This is a genomic window from Collinsella aerofaciens (assembly GCF_015554145.1).
GTDB lineage: Bacteria > Actinomycetota > Coriobacteriia > Coriobacteriales > Coriobacteriaceae > Collinsella > Collinsella aerofaciens_AA.
In genome coordinates, this window is the sequence record NZ_JADNHZ010000025.1 from 22,335 (window position 1) to 37,704 (window position 15,370).

Annotated in this window: 17 protein-coding genes; 16 read left to right on the forward strand and 1 reads right to left on the reverse strand. The window is 60.0% G+C overall.

Annotated elements, in window-relative coordinates; translation table 11 throughout:
- Position 1 precedes the first annotated feature (1 nt).
- From rplO to I2E13_RS09555, 14 genes are all read left to right on the forward strand, one after another.
- Positions 2–451 (forward strand): 50S ribosomal protein L15, encoded by a 450-nt coding sequence (gene rplO, locus I2E13_RS09490; RefSeq protein WP_006235267.1) that lies wholly within the window; start codon positions 2–4, stop codon positions 449–451.
- Positions 445–1,731, forward strand: a complete 1,287-nt coding sequence (gene secY, locus I2E13_RS09495) for a preprotein translocase subunit SecY (protein ID WP_117757074.1) — start codon at positions 445–447, stop codon at positions 1,729–1,731. The genes rplO and secY overlap by 7 nt, the downstream gene beginning before the upstream one ends.
- Before the next feature lie 18 nt (positions 1,732–1,749).
- Positions 1,750–2,376, forward strand: coding sequence for an adenylate kinase (locus I2E13_RS09500; RefSeq protein WP_195404936.1), 627 nt, complete (start codon positions 1,750–1,752; stop codon positions 2,374–2,376).
- Positions 2,373–3,161 (forward strand): type I methionyl aminopeptidase, encoded by a 789-nt coding sequence (gene map / locus I2E13_RS09505; RefSeq protein ID WP_089573563.1) that lies wholly within the window; start codon positions 2,373–2,375, stop codon positions 3,159–3,161. The genes I2E13_RS09500 and map overlap by 4 nt, the downstream gene beginning before the upstream one ends.
- A gap of 143 nt (positions 3,162–3,304) precedes the next feature.
- Positions 3,305–3,523 (forward strand): translation initiation factor IF-1, encoded by a 219-nt coding sequence (gene infA / locus I2E13_RS09510; protein WP_035137443.1) that lies wholly within the window; start codon positions 3,305–3,307, stop codon positions 3,521–3,523.
- A 150-nt stretch (positions 3,524–3,673) separates the two neighbouring features.
- The gene (rpmJ, locus tag I2E13_RS09515) at positions 3,674–3,787 is read left to right on the forward strand and encodes a 50S ribosomal protein L36 (RefSeq protein ID WP_006363204.1); all 114 of its coding nucleotides are present in this window, start codon (positions 3,674–3,676) and stop codon (positions 3,785–3,787) included.
- A 14-nt stretch (positions 3,788–3,801) separates the two neighbouring features.
- On the forward strand, positions 3,802–4,176 hold the full coding sequence (rpsM, locus tag I2E13_RS09520) for a 30S ribosomal protein S13 (protein WP_022094275.1): 375 nt from the start codon (positions 3,802–3,804) through the stop codon (positions 4,174–4,176).
- A gap of 14 nt (positions 4,177–4,190) precedes the next feature.
- Positions 4,191–4,595 (forward strand): 30S ribosomal protein S11, encoded by a 405-nt coding sequence (gene rpsK, locus I2E13_RS09525; RefSeq protein WP_006235274.1) that lies wholly within the window; start codon positions 4,191–4,193, stop codon positions 4,593–4,595.
- A 19-nt stretch (positions 4,596–4,614) separates the two neighbouring features.
- A complete protein-coding gene (gene rpsD, locus I2E13_RS09530) occupies positions 4,615–5,211 on the forward strand; it encodes a 30S ribosomal protein S4 (RefSeq protein WP_006235275.1) in 597 nt (198 codons plus the stop codon).
- A 32-nt stretch (positions 5,212–5,243) separates the two neighbouring features.
- Positions 5,244–6,185, forward strand: coding sequence for a DNA-directed RNA polymerase subunit alpha (locus I2E13_RS09535; RefSeq protein WP_006235276.1), 942 nt, complete (start codon positions 5,244–5,246; stop codon positions 6,183–6,185).
- Positions 6,186–6,215: 30 nt separating this feature from the next.
- Positions 6,216–6,668 carry a 50S ribosomal protein L17 gene (gene rplQ, locus I2E13_RS09540; RefSeq protein WP_195404937.1) on the forward strand — a complete coding sequence of 151 codons (453 nt, stop codon included), beginning with the start codon at positions 6,216–6,218 and terminating at the stop codon, positions 6,666–6,668.
- A 92-nt stretch (positions 6,669–6,760) separates the two neighbouring features.
- Positions 6,761–7,585 carry a tRNA pseudouridine(38-40) synthase TruA gene (gene truA / locus I2E13_RS09545; RefSeq protein WP_195404938.1) on the forward strand — a complete coding sequence of 275 codons (825 nt, stop codon included), beginning with the start codon at positions 6,761–6,763 and terminating at the stop codon, positions 7,583–7,585.
- Positions 7,586–7,788: 203 nt separating this feature from the next.
- Positions 7,789–8,787: a glycosyltransferase family 2 protein gene (locus I2E13_RS09550; protein ID WP_147344016.1), complete on the forward strand. Its 999-nt coding sequence runs from the start codon at positions 7,789–7,791 to the stop codon at positions 8,785–8,787.
- 132 nt (positions 8,788–8,919) lie between these two features.
- Entirely contained in the window at positions 8,920–9,357 is a 438-nt protein-coding gene (locus I2E13_RS09555; protein ID WP_006235280.1) for an arginine repressor, read from the forward strand.
- A 185-nt stretch (positions 9,358–9,542) separates the two neighbouring features.
- Here the strand turns inward: I2E13_RS09555 and I2E13_RS09560 are convergent, their stop codons facing one another.
- Positions 9,543–11,771 (reverse strand): transglycosylase domain-containing protein, encoded by a 2,229-nt coding sequence (locus I2E13_RS09560; protein WP_195404939.1) that lies wholly within the window; start codon positions 11,769–11,771, stop codon positions 9,543–9,545.
- Positions 11,772–11,933: 162 nt separating this feature from the next.
- Between I2E13_RS09560 and I2E13_RS09565 the strand changes: the two genes are divergently transcribed.
- Entirely contained in the window at positions 11,934–13,892 is a 1,959-nt protein-coding gene (locus I2E13_RS09565; protein WP_195404940.1) for a U32 family peptidase, read from the forward strand.
- 96 nt (positions 13,893–13,988) lie between these two features.
- Positions 13,989–15,200, forward strand: coding sequence for a tyrosine--tRNA ligase (gene tyrS, locus I2E13_RS09570; RefSeq protein WP_118256634.1), 1,212 nt, complete (start codon positions 13,989–13,991; stop codon positions 15,198–15,200).
- Positions 15,201–15,370 lie beyond the last annotated feature (170 nt).

Here is a 15,370-nt window from a genome sequence, read left to right on the forward strand (position 1 = left end):
AATGCAGCTTCACGATCTTACTCCCGCGCCCGGTTCCACCAAGAACCGCAAGCGCGTCGGCCGTGGCAATTCTTCGGGTCACGGCACCACTTCTGGCCGCGGCCAGAAGGGCCAGGGTTCCCGCTCTGGCGGCACCAAGGGTGCCGGCTTCGAGGGTGGCCAGACTCCGCTGGCTATGCGCCTGCCCAAGCTTCCGGGCTTCCGCAACCCCCGTCGTATCGAGTACACCGCTGTTAACGTTGAGCGTCTCGAGCGTAAGTTCGAGGACGGCGCTGTGATCGACGGTGCCGCTCTTAAGGCCGCTCGCATCACCAAGAGCGAGTTCGAGCCCGTCAAGGTGCTCGGCAATGGTGAGCTCACCAAGAAGTTCACGGTCAAGGTCGACAAGGTCAGCGCTTCTGCGCAGGCCAAGATCGAGGCCGCCGGCGGAAAGGTCGAGCTGCCGTGCTAAATGGTCTTAAGAATGCTTTCCGCATCAAAGAATTGCGCGAAAAGATTCTTTTTACCATAGCTATGCTCGTCGTGTACCGCATTGGTGCGCACGTTCCTGTGCCCGGCATTCCCTTCCAGGGGATGCTGGGCCTTTTCTCGACCGATAACAATTCGGTCGCCGCAGGTGCTATGGCCCTCCTGAATCTTTTCTCTGGCGGCGCGTTGAGCTATGTGTCGGTGTTTTCGCTGGGCATCATGCCTTACATCACCAGCTCGATCATCCTCCAGATGCTCCAGGCCGTTGTGCCTTCCCTGCATGAGCTTGCCCGCGAGGGCGAGGTCGGTCAGACCAAGATTACGCAGTATTCGCGTTACCTCACCCTGGCTCTGGCAATCCTCAACTCCGTGGGTTACCTCTTCCTCTTTAAGAGCTTCGGCATCAGCTTCAATGGCGCCGGTGCTCCCGAGATCATCTTCGACCTCATGATTGTCGGCACGCTCACCGCGGGCGCCATGCTGATCATGTGGATTGGTGAGCTCATCACCCAGCGCGGTATCGGCAATGGCATGTCGCTGATCATCTTTGCGAACATCATGGCCGGCCTGCCGCAGGCTATCTTCTCCAGCACCGAGGGCAATGCCGGTGGCATCATCACCATGGCGATCATCTGCGCCATCATCCTGCTGGTTATTCCGCTGATTGTTTTCCTTGAGCGCGGCCAGCGCCGCATCCCGGTCTCCTACGCCAAACGCGTCGTGGGCCGTCGCATGATGGGTGGCCAGACCACCTACCTGCCCATCAAGGTCAACACCGCGGGTGTCGTGCCGATCATCTTCGCTTCGGCGTTGCTGTACTTCCCGGCTCAGATTGCCGTGTTCTTCCCCGGCATCGGCTGGATTCAGGCAGTTGCCTCCGCGCTTTCGACCGGTTGGCTCAACTGGGTGCTTAACGTTGTCCTCATCGTGTTCTTCGCATACTTCTACACCTCCATGGTGTTCAACCCCGATGACACGGCCGATAACCTTAAGAAGCAGGGCGGCTTTATTCCGGGCGTGCGTCCGGGTAGGGCTACCGCGGCCTACATCAAGAACGCGCTCAACAAGATCACGCTTCCCAGCGCTGTCTTTTTGGCGCTCATCGCCATCGTGCCTTCGATCATCTTCTCCTTCACGGGTAACCATCTGATCCAGGCTTTTGGCGGCACGTCCATCCTCATCATGGTCGGCGTCGTGCTCGACACGGTCGATAAGCTCGAAGGCCAGATCAAGATGTATGATTACGATGGATTCTTTAAATAGGCTAGAGGAGGATTGCTCATGAACCTCGTATTGCTCGGAGCTCCGGGTGCCGGTAAGGGCACCGTCGCACAGGAGCTCGTCGCCGAGTTTGGCGTCGCCCACATTTCCACGGGCGACCTGCTGCGTGCTGCCGTCAAGGGCGGCACCGAGCTTGGTATTCAGGCTAAGAAGTACATGGACGCTGGCGAGCTCGTTCCCGACCAGCTCGTGATCGACCTTGTCAAGGAGCGCCTTGCCGCCGATGACGCCCAGCAGGGCTTCATTCTCGACGGCTTCCCGCGCAACACCGCCCAGGCTGTGACGCTCGATTCCGATCTCTCCGCCATGGGTCGCGAGATCGATTGCGCCCTTCTGGTCGATGTGGCCCCCGAGGTCATCATCGATCGTCTGTCTTCGCGCCGCACCTGCCGCGCCTGCGGTTACACCGGCACTGCTGCCGATGCCACCTGCCCCAAGTGCGGTGGCGAGATGTATCAGCGCGACGACGACAAGCCCGAGACCATCAAGAACCGTCTCGACGTCTACGAGAAGTCCACGAGCCCGCTCGTCGACTACTATCGTGGCCAGGGTCTGCTCAAGTCGGTCAACGGTGACCAGGCTCGCGAGACCGTGTACGGGGATGTCAAAGAGGCTCTCGGTCTATGATCAAGATTAAGTCTGCAACGCAAATCGAGCAGATGAAGAAGGCAGGAGCGCTATCTAAGATGGCGCTCCGCCACGTTGGAGCCATGGTGCGCCCCGGCGTTTCGACCTTTGAGCTCGATCAGCTCGCGGAGCAGATTATCCGCATGCATGGCGGCATCCCGGCCTTTAAGGGTTACGGCGGGTTCCCGGGAACCATTTGCGCATCAATCAACGATGCCGTGGTCCACGGTATTCCCAACCCCGACATGATCCTGCGCGATGGCGATATCATTTCCATCGATACGGGAGCCGTTGTCGACGGTTGGGTCGGCGATAACGCTTGGACGTTTTTCGTCGGCACCCCCACGCCCGAGGCCAAGGCCCTGTGCGAGGTTACGCGCGATTGCCTTAAGGCTGCCATCGAGCAGGCTGTCCCCGGTAACCATATCGGGGACGTCGGTTATGCCGTTCAGTCCCTCGCCGAGTCTCACGGTTACGGCGTGCTTCGTGACTATGTGGGCCATGGCATTGGCCGCGTGATGCACGAGGACCCCAACGTTCCTAACTATGGAAAGAAGGGGAGGGGCGTTCGCCTCCAAGCCGGCATGGTCATTGCCATCGAGCCGATGGTTACGATGGGTTCCAACCATGTGAGCACGGGCTCCGACGGTTGGATTGTTACGACCAACGACCACTTGCCCGCCGCGCACTACGAGAACACCGTCGCCATTACCAATGACGGTCCGGTGATTCTCACCACGGATGCCCAGGGTGCTTGGTGTTCCTTGCAGGGCGGTGAAATGTAGGGCTTGCGTCAAATGCACGCCTTAACATTTCAAATGTAACAAGTTCCGCTTAGTTGTGGAGCCATTACGAAGATACTACGATACGTGCATGCGTATTGTAGAATACTCAATCGCTGTCGTTTTCTAGAGAAAGATGATTGCTTGTGAAGAAGGAAGACGCAATTGAGCTCGAGGGTACGGTAAAGGAACCGTTGCCCAATGCCATGTTTAAGGTCGAGCTCGAGAACGGTCATTCGGTTCTGTGCAACATTTCTGGCAAGATCCGAATGAATTACATCCGTATTCTCCCCGGTGACAGGGTTGTCGTGGAGCTTTCCCCGTACGACCTGACCCGCGGCCGCATCACCTATCGCTACAAATAGCGGCACGCATACACGCACTCCATTTCCGGCTGCAGGCTTAGCTCAACCTACGGTCGGATTGTGTGTGAAGACCAGCCATAGTTTTAAACGCCTGCGGCTGGGCGAGTAGATAGTAGGGAAGTAGTTTGAGCGCTACCGAAAGGAAGAACGATGAAGGTACGTCCTTCGGTCAAGAAGATGTGCGATAAGTGCAAAATCATTAGGCGCCATGGCAAGGTCCTCGTCATTTGCGAGAACCCCCGTCATAAGCAGCGTCAGGGTTAAGAGAGGAGACTACGTTGGCCCGTATTAATGGTGTCGACCTCCCGCGTGAGAAGCGCGTTGAGATCGGTCTGACCTACATTTACGGCATCGGCCGCACCACTGCGACGAAGATCTGCGTCGAGTGCAACGTTAACGTGGATACGCGCGTTAAGGACCTCACCGAGGATGAGGTTAACGCCATCCGCGATTATATCGATAAGAACCAGATCATGGTTGAGGGTGACCTCCGCCGTGAGCGCAACCAGAACGTCAAGCGCCTTATGGACATCGGCTGCAACCGCGGCCTTCGTCACCGCAAGGGCCTCCCGGTCCGCGGCCAGCGCACCCACACTAACGCTCGTACCCGCAAGGGCCCGAAGCGTCAGATCGGTGCTAAGAAGAAGAAATAAGGAGCGCTAGATAGATGGCTACTGCTAAGAAGAACGTTCGCGCTGCCCGTCTGAAGCGCGCGGACCGTAAGAACATTTCCGTGGGCCAGGCTCACATTCGTTCTACGTTCAACAACACGATCGTTTCGATCACCGATCCCCAGGGCAACGTCATTTCCTGGAAGTCGGCTGGCCAGGTGGGCTTCAAGGGCTCGCGTAAGTCCACGCCGTTCGCTGCCCAGATGGCTGCCGAGGCTGCTGCCAAGCAGGCCATGGAGCACGGTATGAAGAAGGTTTCCGTCTTCGTCAAGGGCCCCGGCTCCGGTCGTGAGACCGCCATCCGTTCCCTCCAGGCTGCTGGCCTTGAGGTCTCGAGCATCCAGGACAAGACCCCCATCCCGCACAACGGCTGCCGCCCCAAGAAGCGTCGCCGCGTGTAACTGAAAGGATCGTATCAATATGGCAATCGACAGGACTCCTGTTCTTAAGCGCTGCCGTCAGCTCGGGATCGATCCCGCTGAGCTCGGTTACAGCAGCAAGAAGGAATCTATCCGTCAGCCCAAGCGCCGTCGCAAGGAATCTGAGTACGGCATGCAGCTGCGCGAGAAGCAGAAGGTCAAGTTCATCTATGGCGTTCTGGAGAAGCAGTTCCACGGCTACTTCAACAAGGCCCGCAAGATGAACGGCGTCACCGGTGAGAACCTCATGATCATCCTTGAGTCTCGCCTCGACAACGTCGTCTTCCGTCTTGGCTTCGCCCGCACCCGCAAAGAGGCTCGTCAGTCCGTCCGTCACGGTCACTTCACCGTGAACGGCAAGCGCGTGGACATCCCGTCCTACCGCGTCAAGGCCGGCGACGTCGTCGCTGTCGGCGAGAAGTTCCGTGACCTCCTCCCCATCAAGGAGGCCCTGATTTCCTCCGAGCGCTTTGAGGTCCCTGGCTGGCTCGAGGTCGATATCGAGAAGCTGTCTGGTAACGTGCTCGCTCTGCCGACGCGTGAGCAGATCAGCGGTGATATCAACGAGCAGCTCATCGTCGAGCTCTACTCTAAGTAGTCCATCCGGGCTGCTGAGGCTGGAGGTAATACATGTCAGAATTCATTAGGCCTCAGGTTCAGGTCGAAGAGATCAACGAGACGTCTGCTCGTGTCTCCGTCGAGCCGCTCGAGCGTGGCTACGGCGATACGCTGGGTAACTCCCTTCGTCGCGTACTTCTGTCCTCGCTCGAGGGTGCCGCCGTCGAGGCTATTCAGATCGATGGTGCACAGCACGAGTTCATGACCATCCCTAACATGGTCGAGGATGTCACCGACATCGTCCTGAATGTCAAGGGTCTTGTCTTCAGGGCTCTCGGCACGACCGACGAGGCGACCGCCACCATCTCGGTTGACGGCCCCTGCGAGGTCACCGGTGCGGACTTCTTTATTCCGTCCGAGTTTGAGCTGGTCAACCCCGAGCAGCACATCGCTACGCTCACCGAGGGTGGCCATCTCACCATGAGCATGCGCATCGGCTATGGCCGCGGCTATGTCTCTGGCGAGGCTAACAAGCGCGACAACGATCCCATCGGTGTGATCCACGTCGACTCGCTGTACTCGCCGGTGTCCCGTTGCGCCAAGCTCGTTGAGGCTTGCCGTGTCGGTCAGCACACCGACTACGACCGCCTTGTCCTCGAGATCGAGACCAACGGCTCCATCGCTCCGCGCGACGCCGTGGTCCAGGCTGCCAATATCATCAACCAGCATATGGCTGCCTTTATGAACCTTGCCGAGACCCCCGAGGTCGAGGAGGAGGCTTCGATCTTCGCTCCCGAGGTCACCAACGACAACGCCGAGCTGGACAAGCAGATCGAGGATCTGGACCTTTCCGTCCGTTCCTACAACTGCCTTAAGCGCGCCAGCATTCACTCGGTCCGTCAACTCGTTGAGTTCTCGGAGAACGATCTGCTCAACATCCGTAACTTCGGTGTTAAGTCGATCGAGGAAGTGAAGGACAAGCTTGAGTCCATGGGCCTGAGCCTGAAGGCTTAATGCTTCGCATATTTGAGGAGAAACTAGACCATGCGTCACAACGTTAAGAAGGGCCTGAAGCTCGGCACCGATGCGAGCCACACCAAGGCCATGAAGAAGAGCCTTGCTAAGGCCCTCTTCGAGAACGACCGCATCAAGACCACCGAGACCCGTGCTAAGGCGCTGCGTTCGGTCGTCGACCCGATCATCACTTGGGCCAAGAAGGGCGACCTGCACTCTCGTCGTCTGGCTATCGCCAAGCTCGGCGATAAGCAGCTCGTTGCCGAGATTTTCGACAAGGCTGCTCAGGGCATGTGGCAGGACCGCAACGGCGGTTACACCCGCATCATGAAGCTCGGTAACCGTAAGGGCGACAACGCTCCCATCGTTATCATGGAGCTCGTCACCGAGCCTTGCACGCCTAAGGCCAAGAAGGCTGCTCCGGCCCCCAAGAAGGCCGCTGCTCCCAAGAAGGTCGAGGCTGCCGAGGAGACCGCTGAGTAGACATTCCGTCTGCATAGGCTATATTCGAGGGGTACGTTCGCGTACCCCTCTTTTTTTGTCGCGATACCGTTGCTTGTTTGTTGGGAGCGCCCATGACTGCGCCGTCTGATTTCAATTCGATTTCCGAGCTTGACGCCACGCTCGTATTTCGCGTGGCCTATGATGGCTCGTCGTATAGCGGATTTGCCGAGCAGCCGGGACAGACGACGGTTGCGGGTGAGCTACGTCGAGCCATCGAGACGCTGCTTCGCCGCCCGATCGATCTGACGTGCGCGGGGCGTACCGATGCCGGCGTGCATGCCGTGGCTCAGTACATCAGCGTGCCCGTAACGGACGCTGAGCTCGCTTGTACGCGCCGTAGGTGGCTGCGGGCTATGGATGCCCTGCTGCCCAAAGATATCGCCATTAACGAGGTCTACAAGGCCCGTAAAGGCTTTTCTGCGCGTTTTGACGCGCGTTCCCGTACGTATACATACCGCATTGCCGATCGAGATGCGCGCCCTGTGCTGTCCCGCGGTGCCGTGTGGTGGCATCGCTATCCCTTGGATGTTGAGGCTATGTCTGCTGCCTGCCCCGCACTGCTGGGCGAGCAGGACTTTAAAAGCTTTTGCAAGGTCGCTTCGGCCGTTGGCAAGCCCACGCATCGCTGCGTGATGCGTGCCGAATTTGGCCATGAGGTTGCGTTTGGCGAGGACATCCTGACGTTCACCATCGAGGGCAATGCGTTTCTGCATTCGATGGTCCGTTCGATCGTGGGCACGCTTGTCGAGATTGGCATGCATCGCCGTGAACCCGAGTGGATGCGCGAGGTTATCGATGCTTGCGACCGCACCGCTTCGGGCCCCACGGCTCCTGCCTGCGGCCTTACGTTTATGGGCGTGGATTACGATCCCGCCGAGCTTGTCGTGCTCGACTAGGGTAGGGCTCGACGTGTCGTGCGTCGACACCTGTCATCTGTGGGCTGCGCGTGTGCAACATCTGTTCTTGGCGTGCAATGCAACCGGTGTCTCATTGCTTTTATTGCCGGGGTGTACCATGAACCACGGTTTGATTCATTGCTGTCGAGAGGACGGATAATTTGGTTCGACGTGGCTCGCATCCGCGACTTTCGGTGATCCTTGTGGTAGAAGGTTCGCCCAGCTATGCGATGCGTGCGCTCGAGAGTATCCAGAACCAAGACCTCTACGATTTGCAGATTGTCGTTGTCTGTCGCGATACTGCGCCCGGTGTGCGCCATTCGCTTCAAGTTGCTGCCGACAGGGACATCCATATTGATTTGATTGACGTCGAGGACGCGACGCGCGGCGCGTGTCTTCGTGCCGGTTTTGCTGCCTCGCGCGGCTCTCAAATCATCGCCATGAACGCCGATGAGTGGTTTGCTCCGCAATCCCTTTCCAAGATGGTCGATATCGCGTGCGATACTGCGGCAGACATAGTGTTCCCCACGGTGTCGCTCGACCGCTATGATGCACATCGAGAGCGCCATTCGCGTGTCTTGGATGCTGCCTCTATTGTCATTGAAGACAAGTCTTCGATGGTGGCCGGGCTGCCTCAGTTGATTTTAGGCGGCTTGGTTGCTCAAGTCTCTGGCGTGATGTATAGCCGTCCGCTGTTTGAGGCATGCCTTTTGTGCGACAAGGCGTTTCGCACAGTTGGGTTTATGGCATGCGCGCTCTCGCAGGCGCAGCGCGTCTCCGGATGCGGCGACGCTTGTTTCCACGCGGTGGCGCCTAAGCTTACAGATGCCTTTGATCCCACCATGTATGCCAGGGTATCCGATGACACCCGAGCACTCGACGAGCTTGCGGACTCACTCTCGGAAGCAGATAGCGGTGGCCGGCTCAAGCTGGCAAGCCAAAAGTTCTACTTTGCCGGACTGGTCGCCTGCATCGAGAATTTGTGTCTGAGCCCGCATGGGGTGTCGTCAATCGAGCGTTCCGCCCGCATGCGTGATATGCTCGAGGCGCCTCGAACCCGTCAGATGGTCGCCGCGCTCAAGGACAACCATCGGGGACTGGGCCTGTTGTTTGGGCCGATCGCCAGCGCTAAGCCCGCGCGCTGCGTGATGTGTACGCATCTGGCAGCTTTTCTTAACCGGACGGGCGCAAAAACCGCCTAAACGGCTCATTACGAAACAAACTTGCATAGAATTGTTTCGAAATGCGTTCTTATACACAAAAGCCTTCAAATAGCGTTAAACTATTCAATCACTGATTGATTGTCTCCGCCATCTTTTGGAGAGAGGGTTTGTATGGCTAAAAAACGCAATGGGCGCCAGGATGCCATTAGAGATATTGTGCGCAATAAGGATGTCCGCACGCAGCGCGTGCTGGTTGATGAGCTCCGTGCTATGGGCTTTGATTGCACGCAGGCGACTGTCTCTCGCGATATTGCCGACATGGGGCTGCGTAAGCTCCCTGAGGGCATCTATGTTCTGGCAGAGGACTTGCACCTGCAGCGTATGGTTTCCGAGCTCGTAACGGGCGTTCTGCGTACCGATAATCTGGTTATGATCAAGGCTCAGCCTGGCACGGCTTCCGGCATCGCCGCCGCCGTTGATGCGGCAGAGTTGCCCGATGTGCTTGGCTCGCTTGCCGGCAACGATACGATTTTGGTTATTGCCCAGACGGCCGAGGACGGCGAGCGTCTCGAGGCGCTGATCAATAAGTTGAGCAATTCTCGCAAGTAGGCGTGCGGGTCGTGCGTTCGGCATTGTGTGCGCTGACATAGTGGCTTGTAAGGGGTATCGACGTTGGTCGGTACCCCCTTTTTGTTTGCCGGTATAAAGACCGCCCTCCAGGTCGTTTCAAACTAAAAGGCCCCGAGCAGTTCAATAAGCTGCTCGGGGCCTTGTTGGCTTTAGTCGCGTACTTCTTAGCCGACCGTATCGTCAGGCGTGGGCGAGGGGTCGGGAGTGGGCGTAGGCGTAGGCGTGCCGCCATCGCCGCCGGTCGAGCCACCAGTGGAGCCGCCCGTCGAGCCACCAGTGGAGCCGCCCGTCGAGCCACCGGTCGTACCGGTGCCGCCGGTGGTGTCGCCGGTGGTGTCGCCGCCCGTGGTCTCGGTGGTCGTGGTCGTCGTGGTAGTTGTTGTGGTGGTTTCCTCTTCCTCTTCGTCCTCGTCCTTGTCGTCGTTCTCCGACTTCTTGGTGTTGTTGGTGCCGTAGAACTTCCAGACGCTGTTGTTCTTGTAGGTGGGCGCCGTTCCGGTCGCAAACTCCTCGCGCTCGGTACCGGTCAGAACGGTGTTCATAAACCGCTTAAAGACAGGCAGGTTGGTGCTGTCGCCCAGCAGGTCCGTGCCGTACTTTTGGATGGGGATCTCGCCCGCGGAATAGCCGGTCCACAGGGCGCACGCCAGCTGCGGGGTATAGCCGCAGAACCAAAGGTTGGTGGTGTTGTCGGTGGTGCCCGTCTTGCCGGCATAGGGCTGGTTGACACTCAGGGCGCCGGCAGCACCCGTACCGCTGCCCTTCATGACGCCGGACAGAACATCGGTGACCGCGGCGGCCTCGCCCTCGGTAAGCACCTGTGAGGGATTGTCGGTGTGCTGGTACAGCACCGAACCGGTACGAGAATCAATCTCGGTGATGGCGATCGGCTGGCGATAGTAGCCGCCGTTGGCAAACGTCGCGTAGGCGGCGGCCATCTCGAGTGGCGAGATCGAGCCGGTGCCGAGCGTCATGACGGGAACGTCCTCGATGTTGTCCTTGGCGGGGTCGATGCCGAGCTTTTTGACGAGCGAGATGATCTTGCTGTTGCCGACGGCTTCCGCCACCTGGATGTAGCCGGTGTTGGAGGAGTATGCCGTCGCCTGCTTAAGCGTGATGTTGCCGTAGCTCTGGTTGGCGTAATTTTGGACCTCGGTCGTGGTGCCCTTGGCCTTGAGCGGCGAGTTGCAGTTGAGGGTGACGTTGGGGTTCATGCCGTTTTGGATGGCAGTTGCCAGCGTAAAGGCCTTAAAGGTGGAGCCGACGGGACGCTTGGCCGTGGCATGGTTTACGTGGTTCTCGTCGGCGTTGTAGTCGTAGCCGCCCACCATGCACTTGATGTAGCCGGTCTTGGGGTCGACGACGACCATGCCCATGTCCAGGCCGTCAAGCGAGAGCGTGTCGAGCTGCTCGCGGACGGCATTCTCTGCCACCTGCTGCATCGTGGGGTCGATGGTGGTCTTGACGGTCAGGCCGCCCTTAAAGAGCACGTCGGTCGAGAACTCCTGCTCCAGTAGCTGCTTGACGTAGGAGACAAAGTAGGGCTGCGAGTATACGTCGACGCCGCTGCCCGAAATCTCGGTCACGTTGAGGGTGATGGGCTCGGCCTGTGCGGCATCGTGCTCCTCCTGGGTGATGTGGCCCAGGCGCAGCATGTTGTCGAGAACCTTGTTGCGACGGGACAGCGCCAGGCCGGGGTTGACCGTGGGGTCGTACTGCGAGGGCGAGTTGGGAAGGCCGATCAACAGCGCGGCCTCGCTCAGGGTGAGGTCGGCGGCGCTCTTGGACAGATAGGTCTCGGCTGCGGCCTCGATGCCGTAGGCGCCGTGGCCGTAATAGATGGTGTTGAGGTACATCATGAGGATCTCGTCTTTGGAGTACATGTCCTCCATCTTGATGGCGATGTAGGCCTCGCGCACCTTACGCTCAATGGTCGAGTCGAATTGCTCCTCCTGCAGGATGGTGTTGCGCACAAGCTGCTGGGTGATCGTCGAGGCGCCTTCGTGCCCGCCGCCGAGGGTTGCCACCGCAGCACGCGCGATACCCCACAGGTCGATACCGCCGTGCTCGTAGAAGCGCTCGTCCTCGACGTCAACGGTGCCCTGCAGCACGTAGGGGGAGACCTCGTCCTTGGTGATGGACTTGCGGTTTTGCGTGTAGAAGCTCGCGATCTTGTTGCCGTTGCAGTCGACGATCTCGGTGGGCTCGCTCACCAGATACGCGTTGGCGTCGGTGTAGTCGGGCAGATCGGACAGCCAGCGGTTGACGTTACCGACCATGCCGATGCCAAACGCCACGCCCGCAATCAGCAGAAAGCCCAAAAACGAGAGCAGGATTATGGGCAGGGCGTGCGTCTTTGAACGGCTGTGTCCCTGTCGTTGGCGAGGACCCATATATTGACCTCCAGGTATGTCGTGCCAGACGGTGGATGTGCCGTCGGGGCAGGATGGACATAAGTAATTACACGATAAACCAAACGGGGCGCGCGAGGCCTCGTGTATGCTGGAAGACGGCATTTTTCAGAGTGAATGCATACCTTGGTAAGGAGTTTGTCGATGGCGATTCGGACGATGGGGCCGAGCGGACAATACGAGACTGGATTGGATGCTGCCGGTGCGGCGCTGCCCGAGCTGCTGGCGCCGGCGGGCGGGCTCGACCAGATGCTTGCGGCCATCGCCGCGGGCGCCGATGCCATCTATGCGGGGTTGGGCGGCTTTAACGCCCGTGTGAGCGCCCATGGCTTTACGGATAACGAGTTTGCGCGCGGCTGCGCCGTGGCGCATGCCCATGGCGTGCGTGTGTACGTAACGCTCAACGTGTTCGTGTTTGACGATGAGTTGTCCGACGCGGTGGCGTTGGGAGCTCATGCACTGGAGCTGGGCGCCGATGCTCTGATTGTCGCCGATGCCGGGTTGGCCTGCGCGCTGCGCGCGGCGATTCCCGGGGTCGAGATTCACCTGTCCACGCAGGCGGGCGCTCATAGCGAGGGTGCCGTGCGGCTTGCCGCCGATGAGCTGGGGGTCGAGCGCGTGACGACGGCACGCGAGCTGACGGTCGACGAGATTGCGGCGCTATGTGCCACGGGCGTGCCCATCGAGGTATTCTGCCACGGTGCGATTTGCATCGGCTATTCGGGGGCGTGCGAGTTCTCGGCCCTGCGGCGTGGACGATCGGCGATGCGCGGCGACTGCACGCAGCCGTGCCGTCTGGCGTACGACCTAGTGGACGAGGCGGGGCAGAGCGTTGTCGCCGTTGAGGGGGATCGTCTGCTGTGTCCGCATGACTATCTGGGTATTGCGCATCTGCCCGAGCTTGTAGATGCTGGCGTTGCGTCGCTCAAGATCGAGGGACGCATGAAGAACCCCGATTACGTATTCAACGTGGTGCGGGTTTGGCGCCGGGCGCTCGATATGCTGCGCGACGGCGCGTGGGACCCCGGTGTCGTGGAAGAGCTTGAGCGCGAGCTGGGAAGGTCGTTTAACCGTGGGTTTACCGATGCGTACCTGCGAGGGCGTTCGGGTGCCGAGCTGATGAGCTTTGAGCGTGCAATTAACCAGGGCGTGCGCGTGGGGCGCTTGGTCGCTGTGGGCCACGAAGAGGTGACGGTTGAGCTTGATGCCGCCGTGGCGGCGGGTGACACGCTCGAGATTCGGTTCTATCCGGGTGTCGACGCGCGTCCCGATGTGCCCAAGCGCTGGCCGCAGGTGCCCTGCCCGGTGGATGCCGCAGCGGGGAAGCGCGTCGTCGTGCATTGCAAGCGTAAGGTGGACACGGGCTGCGAGGTATACCTGATTCGCAGCGCCGGCGTGTTGGATCAGACGGCGGCGGTGTTGGAGCGCATGCGGGCCGAGGCGGATGCGATTGCGCCCGTTGCGCGCGCCGTTGAGGTGCTGCCCTTTGAGGACGTTGCGGTGGATGGCGGTGCGTCGACGGAGTTGGTGGAGCGCGCGGTTCCCTCTCACATGGTTTTTGCTTGGCAGCTGATGGATGCCGACCCGCGCGGAGAACTCGATTTGTCCGACGCCGTTGTGGTGCTTGACGAGGTGTGCCGCACGGGTGACGCTGACCGGACCCGCTCACTGATACAGCGTGCCGGGCGCGTCGTCTGCCGCAACCTGGGACAGGTGGTGATCGCTCGCGAGCTGGGCGTGACGTTTGACGTGGCGGCGCCGGTGTTCTGCGCGAATCGGGCCACGCTTGCCTGGCTGCGCGGACTCGGTGCGGGGCGGGTGTACTTGCCGGCCGAGTTGCTCGGCAATGATGCGGAGCGTATTGCCGAACTGACGGCCGAACCTGGTGTTCTGAGCCCTGTCGATGCCGATTGCCCCGAGCTCATGGTGTGCGAGCACTGCCTGCTGACCGCCGAGGGCGTCTGCGCTACCGATGCGACGGGACGGGTCCGTTGCCGCGACTGCTTGCGTCGTCGGCAGGTACGCTATCTGGTCGAGCGTGACGGTACACGTCTGCCGGTCGCCGTTGACGCGTGCGGCAGGACGAGGATTTTCCTGTCGTAGGTGCCGCGTCGCGTCAGTTTGTTATCATATGAGAGTTTATGGACTTCCAGCACCGCCGTTTTCGGCGAGGGTGCTATAGCAAAAGGAGGATACCCAATGCTGTCTGTTGACGAGCAAATGCGTATCATCACCTCGGGCGCTGCCCAAATCGTCCCCGAGGCCGACCTTCGCAAGAAGCTTGAGAAGGGCGAGCCCCTCAACATCAAGCTCGGCGTCGATCCCACCAGCCCCGACCTGCACCTGGGCCACGCCGTGCCGCTGCGCAAGATGCGTCAGTTCCAGGACCTGGGCCACAACGTCACCCTCATCATCGGCAACGGCACCGCGCTGATCGGCGACCCCTCGGGCAAGAACTCCACGCGTCCGCAGCTTTCGCAGGAGCAGATCGAGGCCAACGCCGAGACCTACGTGAGCCAGGCCATGAAGATTCTGGACCCCGAGAAGACCACCATCGTGCACAACGGCGACTGGATCCTTTCGATGGACCTGGCCGGCCTGCTGCAGGTGTGCTCCAAGTTCACCGTCGCCCGCATCCTTGAGCGCGACGACTTTACCAAGCGCTACCAGTCCCAGACGCCGATCGCCCTGCACGAGTTTCTGTACCCCGTGATGCAGGCCTTCGACTCCGTTCAGATCAAGGCCGACGTCGAGATGGGCGGCACCGACCAGCTCTTCAACCTGCTCGCCGGCCGCGAGCTCATGGAGAAGATGGGCATGGAGCCGCAGATCGCGCTTACCATGCCGCTGCTCGAGGGCACCGACGGCGTGCGCAAGATGTCCAAGTCCTATGGCAACTACATCGGCCTGACCGACGCTCCCAAGGATATGTTCGGCAAGACCATGTCCATCCCCGACGAGATGATCGGCAAGTACTATCGTCTGGCCAGCTCGCTCGCCCCGGCCGAGGTCGACAAGATCGATGCCGCCCTGGCCGATGGCTCCGCCGACCCCTACGAGCTCAAGCGCGCTCTAGGCCGCGACCTGTGCGACACCTACCACGGTGCTGGCGCCGGCGACGAGGCTCAGGCCGAGTTCGACCGTGTGTTCAAGGAGGGCCAGCTTGCCGACTTCCCCGAGAAGCACGTTGAGCTGACCGTCAACGACGAGGGCCAGATTTACCTCGCTGGCCTGCTCAAGGACCTGGGCCTTTCGGCCAGCGCCGGTCAGGCCCGCCGCGACATCGACGGCGGCGGCGTCAAGATCAACGGCAAGGCTGTGGCTTCCAAGAGCTATAACATCGATCCCAGCGCCCTCAAGCTGGGCGACACCCTCTCCGTAGGCAAGCGCAAGGGCTTCAAGCTTATTTAGTTACGCGGTTTTACCAAACCGCGTAACCGGTCGACGCTGCAAACCCGCCAGCGTGGCAATCTGCCTTTCAACTTCGGCGGCATGACCAGAAGGTCAATGCCGCCTCGTTTCAAGGCACCTTGCTCGCTCTGGCGGGTTTTCGCTCATATGACCCAATCCGCTGTCAAGGG

Excerpts from the sequence above, each read along its gene's own strand:
- rplO (WP_006235267.1), top strand. The coding sequence starts at position 2 with ATGCAGCTTCACGATCTTACTCCCGCGCCCGGTTCCACCAAGAACCGC.
- I2E13_RS09500 (WP_195404936.1), top strand. The coding sequence starts at position 1,750 with ATGAACCTCGTATTGCTCGGAGCTCCGGGTGCCGGTAAGGGCACCGTC.
- map (WP_089573563.1), top strand. The coding sequence starts at position 2,373 with ATGATCAAGATTAAGTCTGCAACGCAAATCGAGCAGATGAAGAAGGCA.
- rpmJ (WP_006363204.1), top strand. The coding sequence starts at position 3,674 with ATGAAGGTACGTCCTTCGGTCAAGAAGATGTGCGATAAGTGCAAAATC.
- rpsK (WP_006235274.1), top strand. The coding sequence starts at position 4,191 with ATGGCTACTGCTAAGAAGAACGTTCGCGCTGCCCGTCTGAAGCGCGCG.
- rpsD (WP_006235275.1), top strand. The coding sequence starts at position 4,615 with ATGGCAATCGACAGGACTCCTGTTCTTAAGCGCTGCCGTCAGCTCGGG.
- I2E13_RS09535 (WP_006235276.1), top strand. The coding sequence starts at position 5,244 with ATGTCAGAATTCATTAGGCCTCAGGTTCAGGTCGAAGAGATCAACGAG.
- rplQ (WP_195404937.1), top strand. The coding sequence starts at position 6,216 with ATGCGTCACAACGTTAAGAAGGGCCTGAAGCTCGGCACCGATGCGAGC.
- truA (WP_195404938.1), top strand. The coding sequence starts at position 6,761 with ATGACTGCGCCGTCTGATTTCAATTCGATTTCCGAGCTTGACGCCACG.
- I2E13_RS09555 (WP_006235280.1), top strand. The coding sequence starts at position 8,920 with ATGGCTAAAAAACGCAATGGGCGCCAGGATGCCATTAGAGATATTGTG.
- I2E13_RS09560 (WP_195404939.1), bottom strand. The coding sequence starts at position 11,771 with ATGGGTCCTCGCCAACGACAGGGACACAGCCGTTCAAAGACGCACGCC.
- I2E13_RS09565 (WP_195404940.1), top strand. The coding sequence starts at position 11,934 with ATGGCGATTCGGACGATGGGGCCGAGCGGACAATACGAGACTGGATTG.
- tyrS (WP_118256634.1), top strand. The coding sequence starts at position 13,989 with ATGCTGTCTGTTGACGAGCAAATGCGTATCATCACCTCGGGCGCTGCC.